Source organism: Syntrophorhabdales bacterium, assembly GCA_035541455.1.
In the GTDB taxonomy this organism is placed as follows: Bacteria; Desulfobacterota; Syntrophorhabdia; order Syntrophorhabdales; family WCHB1-27; genus JADGQN01.
The window spans coordinates 1-5,379 of sequence record DATKNH010000036.1; the positions used below are offsets into that span (position 1 = coordinate 1).

At 50.8% G+C, this 5,379-nt stretch carries 7 protein-coding genes; 3 read left to right on the plus strand and 4 right to left on the minus strand.

Translation table 11 applies throughout. The features are described from left to right. The 4 genes from VMT71_03970 to VMT71_03985 all read right to left on the minus strand — a co-directional run. Positions 1-1,171, minus strand: a 1,171-nt coding sequence (locus VMT71_03970) for an IS110 family transposase (protein ID HVN23100.1), incomplete at its 3' end; no start/stop codon positions are given. 285 nt (positions 1,172-1,456) lie between these two features. Then, positions 1,457-2,242, minus strand: a complete 786-nt coding sequence (locus tag VMT71_03975; protein ID HVN23101.1) for a tyrosine-type recombinase/integrase — start codon at positions 2,240-2,242, stop codon at positions 1,457-1,459. Between the two features lie 100 nt (positions 2,243-2,342). After that, positions 2,343-2,921: a tyrosine-type recombinase/integrase gene (locus tag VMT71_03980; GenBank protein HVN23102.1), complete on the minus strand. Its 579-nt coding sequence runs from the start codon at positions 2,919-2,921 to the stop codon at positions 2,343-2,345. 22 nt (positions 2,922-2,943) lie between these two features. Then, positions 2,944-3,189 (minus strand): hypothetical protein, encoded by a 246-nt coding sequence (locus tag VMT71_03985; protein HVN23103.1) that lies wholly within the window; start codon positions 3,187-3,189, stop codon positions 2,944-2,946. A 281-nt stretch (positions 3,190-3,470) separates the two neighbouring features. On the opposite strand from VMT71_03985, the gene VMT71_03990 reads away from it, so the two are divergent. From VMT71_03990 to VMT71_04000, 3 genes are all read left to right on the plus strand, one after another. Beyond that, on the plus strand, positions 3,471-4,028 hold the full coding sequence (locus tag VMT71_03990) for a YkgJ family cysteine cluster protein (GenBank protein HVN23104.1): 558 nt from the start codon (positions 3,471-3,473) through the stop codon (positions 4,026-4,028). A 103-nt stretch (positions 4,029-4,131) separates the two neighbouring features. Continuing rightward, positions 4,132-4,440: a DUF6516 family protein gene (locus VMT71_03995; protein ID HVN23105.1), complete on the plus strand. Its 309-nt coding sequence runs from the start codon at positions 4,132-4,134 to the stop codon at positions 4,438-4,440. Next, positions 4,415-4,780, plus strand: a complete 366-nt coding sequence (locus tag VMT71_04000) for a hypothetical protein (GenBank protein ID HVN23106.1) — start codon at positions 4,415-4,417, stop codon at positions 4,778-4,780. Before VMT71_03995 ends, VMT71_04000 begins: the two co-directional genes overlap by 26 nt. Positions 4,781-5,379: the final 599 nt, after the last annotated feature.

A 5,379-nucleotide genomic window follows, 5' to 3' on the forward strand; every position in this document is an offset into this window, starting at 1 on the left:
TTCTCCCTCCGACAAAAGATGTTTTGTGGCTCAACATTGCAAAGATCACGCGAATGAGTTTATGGGCCGTCGCGAGAACAGCCTTTTTGTAAATGAGCCCTTCTTCTCTTCTCCTGAAGAAGTAGGCCCTGAAGACTTCACGATTGGTAATGACCTTGGTGGTCATCAGCCAGATGACCCTCCGGAGATGGCGGTTCCCCCTCTTGCTGATCTTGCTTTCTCCTTCGTATTTGCCTGATTGATAGGTCGAAGGATCGAGGCCAGCTGCAGCGATCAGCTTCTTGTCGTTTGCGTAGATCCCTATGTCTCCCCCCATGTCGACCAGGAAGGTCGTCGCGGTATTCTCTCCTATGCCCTCCATAGAGCAGAGGATCTCCGTGTCCTCACGTATCCTTTCGTTGCAGAGGCTGATCAACAGTTCCGTGGTCTCCTTCATCTGTTGTTCTACGTGAAGGAGCAGGGAGGCTTCCTGTTTCAGGACGAGCTCTTTTGCTGCGCTCGCCATCCCCACGGACGATACCGCCGCTGCCATGCGTGCATGGACCGAGGCTTGGGATTTCCTGCCTCGGGACCGACTGATGACGATACCGGCGACCGCAGGGTGACTGGCCTCCTTAAGGGCGTGGGCTGATGGGAACGCAGCGAGAAGGCGAAGAGTAGATTTCGTGAAGACGCCCGTCACGCGTTCGAGTTCCGGGAACGTAACGGAGAGGATCCGCTTCATGTCACTCTTCAGCGAGGTCACCTGATCGGCGAGCTTCTCTCTTCTCCTGGCAAGATCCCGGAGTTCGTTTATGAGGTGAGAAGGTCTGTCCGTGGAGAGCGTCTCCTTCTCCCGCATGAGAAACTGGGCAATCGTCAAAGCGTCCTTTTTGTCGGTTTTCGTTTTCCTCAAGGAGCGCTTGGCGAAGTTCTTGATGAGCAGCGGATTAATGATGACAACGGGGTAGTCTTGTGCGGTAAGGTACGAGAAGAGCGGAATATGGTAACAGGCCGTCGATTCCATGCCTATAACCAAAGTGGTTTTGTCCGCTGGTAGCTGCAGAATGAACCTATCAAAACCACTTCGGTCCATGGAACAGGAGACGGAGAAGATCTTTTCTCCTCCTTCCCCTATACCGCACGCATCAAACTTCTCTTTCGACACGTCAATCCCAACACACAGAGCCATAGCGCATACCTCTTGAACGTAGCAGAAAAGCAGGGATTGCCTCCGGCCAATCCTCTTTAGTCACAAGGGCTCTTCACGGCCCAGTCAACGTATCATGGCTCCAAGAGGGGACAGACTGCAATAAGGGTTCGGCGACCCAGGAAGAAATAAGTCCCCCTGCCTTTCTTGGGGCTAATCTTACCTGCTGACACACTACTTATACAGGAATTAATGGTAAGAGGAAGTAGTCCTCTACACCTCTATCTGTCGAGGAGAAAGTAGTCTTGCTAATTGTACGGCTATGCTTTACTCTTGTGTTTTGCTCTTTATTGTTAGCCTCCGATCTTCTGATCTATTCGCTCCGAGTATGATTGCCATTGCCTTGAAGTAATCACGCCTTACCTTTGTATTCGAAACCCCGGCATACCGTTGGGTGCTTGAAACGCAGCCATGGCCCATAAGTTGTTGAACCGTCGGAAGCATCGCGTCCGCATTCAACAACTGTGTTGCCATGGTGTGGCGAAAACGGTGACATGAAACGGATACTCCCGTGCTCTTCGCATATTGCTCCATTCGTTTCTGGATGCCGCGAATTGATAACGGTTTGCCTCTATAGAGGCCTTTCTGGACCAAGAACACCCTTGATACCTTTGATGGTGGTCTCGTCTCCATATATGCGTGCAAGGCATCGATGGTATCGTCGCTCATATAGACAATCCGATCTTTCCGAAACTTGCCATTCAAGACGAGGATACTTCTTCTTCCGAAGTCTATTGCCGGAAAGGTGAGATTGGTCGCTTCTCCTACCCTCAGACCGCACCGCAGCATCAGAAGTAGCATCGCACGATCCCTCATGTGGGTGACGTGACGCAGGAGCATCCTCAACTCCTGATCCTTAAGAAATCTTGGTAAAGGCTTGGGCAGTATCTGCTTATACTCGTTTTTCACGGGATTGACGATATCCCTTCGCTCTTCGAATTTGAGGTAGTCGTAGAACTTTCGGATTCCATCAAGATAGCAATTTATCGTCTTCGGCTTCAGCCTTCTGTGGTGGAGAAAACCAATATATTCACCTATGACGTCGCAGGTCACCTAGTCGATCGGGACGGCCATCCAGTTAAGGAAAACCCTGAGGATGAATGTGTAGCCCCTGACGGTGGTTTTCGAATAGTTTGCCCTCTTCAGAAAACGTCTATATCTGGTAAACACTTCGGTATGATCCATCGATAGCCCCCCTTTCAATTATTTTCATGGCCTCGAAGTAATCCTTTTCAAGTGCCTTGTCTGTCAGTCGCGCGTACCTTCGCGTTACCTCAATATCCGAATGGCCCATAAGAATTTGAAGGGACTCGAGGGGCATTCCGGCGCACAGCAATTCACTTGCGAAAGCATGACGTAAACTATGCAGCGTGTACCCCTTTCGCACGAGGTGAGCTTTTCTGAGACACTTGGAAAAGCTGGACCGGGCGGTTGAATAGCTCATGTTCGTCTCACCGCGCGCGTAGAGCAGGAATTTTGTATTGGCCTTTCGTGCTTTCATCCATTTCCGAAGCGCGTTGTAGGCATCGTCGCTCAGGTAGGTGATTCTTGCGTTTCCGGTCTTTGCACTTTCACGTATTGTCACGGTGCGTTTCCTGAGATCGATGTCCTCAAGCTTCAGGGCGAGCGACTCAGAAATACGCATGCCGGATCGTAACAGCATCAGAATCATGCATTTATCCCTCGGGGTGAATCTCTTCCGAAGCAATCTTTTTACGTCATCTGGCTCCATTGCACGCGGCAACGTGCGCCAACTATTTGAATCCGTACGCCTCGCGAAGTTTCTCTTTCTCCACTATGGTGCTGGAATGTTCCCTTTCATCGTAGCTCCTTTTAGTCAGTTTTTTTTGCATGATGCCAGCATCCGACAGGGAAAGCAAGACGGTTTTGCTCGCCGGGTTGGAATACACAACGCTGACGAAAGCGAAATGGCACTGGAAGAAGAGGTATACCTGCTCGGGCGAGACTGTCACATCCGTAGTCTCACGTTGCGGTGTCACTATTAGTCTTCCATAACCAAGCAGAGGGAGTCGTATGGGTTCCGTAAAGTGATCGCTTGGGTGCGGAGAGGAAGGACTGAGAAGAAAAAGGGATGACGTGTAGCTTCCAGATCTTATGCCTGTTTGCGTGGTATTCCTCTGTGTCATTCAATATGCTGTAAGAACTCGTGATCCCCTCATACAGACATGCGTAACCGCGTCAGCAGATCACTTCGAAGAAGTTGTTGCGCCACCCGGCAATAAAGGCTGTATAATACTGATTGACGGCAGGTTGCCCCAGTATGGGGCGGAAGAAAGGACAGAACAGGAGAAGCATGGTTATCGAGAAAGACGTTAACCGGGTCAGATTGCTCGCGGAGGCCAACGAAGAGGAGAACTGGCGCTTCCGTTCGTATCTCAAGGGTGCCAACCTGTCGACAGCTGCCCTTGATCGCCTTGTCTGGCGGCACCTCGAGGCGGTCACCCGGCACATTGACTGCTGTGCCTGTGCGAACTGCTGCAGAGCTGTCTCTCCCCTGCTCACTACTAAGGACGTCCGGAGATTGGCCGGCCATCTCGGCATGGAGCAGGCACAACTGATCAGTGACTATCTTCGACCGTCCAAACAGAAAGGCAGATATGCGCTGGGGCAGCTGCCCTGCCGTTTTCTCAATGGAACCCGTTGCAGCGCCTACGATGTGCGTCCCGATGACTGCCGGTCGTTCCCGCACCTGCATAAGCGCGAGTTCAGGTCCCGGCTAATAGGGGTCGTTGAGAACTGCTCCATCTGCCCGATCGTTTACAACGTGTTCGAGGGATTGAAGTCGGCATTGTGGGGAAGAGGGAGGCAGAGCGGTTAGGGGCCAAAGACGTACAAAGCCCGCTGTGCCATCTGCGCCAGGCTTTTGAGAAGCCCTTCCGCAGGAGTGACTTTCCGTATTAGTTGGTATATAATACCCACTAGTGACCTCTATCTTGGTACTCCACACAAAGGAAGTAAGAGGCAATGAGATTGTTGAAATCAAAGTGTGGCAGGTGCCCAGATCTAAGGCGGTTCCGCATGGTGTCAAGTATTCAATCGCGTATATACGTGACGGCACACGTCTCCTTGGTTATGATAATGCCGAAGGCAAGGGACATCACAGACATTACCGGGGCAGAGAAGAGCCGTACGATTACCTGGATATTTGGCGGACGATAGCCGATTTCAAGAAAGACCTCATCGACATGAGGGGGAGCGACTGGGATGAAGACCAAAAGAATAACCATTGAAGTCAGGACGCTTGACGATGCCCTGAAAGAGGCCGGAGAAGTCATCGACAAATTGCAAAAAGGCCAGCACGTGACAGAAAAGCGTGCCGTCTACTTTCCCAATCTTAAGGAAATGAGGAAAGTGCTAACGGAGAAGAGGCTCGCGGTGCTCAAGACAATCAAACATAAGAAACCGTCTTCCGTTTATGAGCTCTCACGCATTCTGAATCGTGACCTGAAAAATGTTCTCCAAGACGTGTCATACCTTGCAGATCTGGGTATAGTCAAGGTCGCAGAGACCAAAGACAAGAAGATACCCTCCGTTGCTTATGATAGGATTGCCTTCGAAGTTGCCATCTGAGCCATATCCGGGTCTGCGCGCAGGAGGAAGGAAAAGCAATCATTCCGAGCCACGCTGCAGGTTTTGTTCTCAGCGCTTTAGTCAAACAAACACGACTTCACCAGTACCAGATGAAATGTGCGAGCGTGCGACAAAATCACGTTTTCACACTTTCAGTAACTCTCGGACTTGTAGTAGGCCGGGATTTTCCAGGAAGTTACCTATGTGTTACCTGTGACAGGAATCAAATTGAGGCTTAGCCTGTAAGTTATTGACATTACAAGCGCGCCTGCCGCGACTCGAACGCGGAACCTACGGATTAGAAGAGCGATCAAGGGCCTTTCTACTCAATGCTACCCAGTGTGACAGATTACTATATTCATCTATACTATTAGCGACTTTCCTGCTATTGAGTGACATCCAGTATCACCGGAGTCTACCGCTTGTAGACACCTCTATGGACACCCATATGGACACTGAAATCGTCAACCGACTCGGTGTCCTGCAACCTGCCCTTTCACGGCCGCTGAATGCGGGACCAGCTTAGCCGGGACACTCTCTTTTAGCAAAAAATTGTCGGCCTTTTGGTGGACTGATATGCGCAATTAGTCGGTGTCAGC

Excerpts from the sequence above, each read along its gene's own strand:
- VMT71_03980 (HVN23102.1), bottom strand. The coding sequence starts at position 2,921 with ATGGAGCCAGATGACGTAAAAAGATTGCTTCGGAAGAGATTCACCCCG.
- VMT71_03990 (HVN23104.1), top strand. The coding sequence starts at position 3,471 with ATGGGGCGGAAGAAAGGACAGAACAGGAGAAGCATGGTTATCGAGAAA.
- VMT71_04000 (HVN23106.1), top strand. The coding sequence starts at position 4,415 with ATGAAGACCAAAAGAATAACCATTGAAGTCAGGACGCTTGACGATGCC.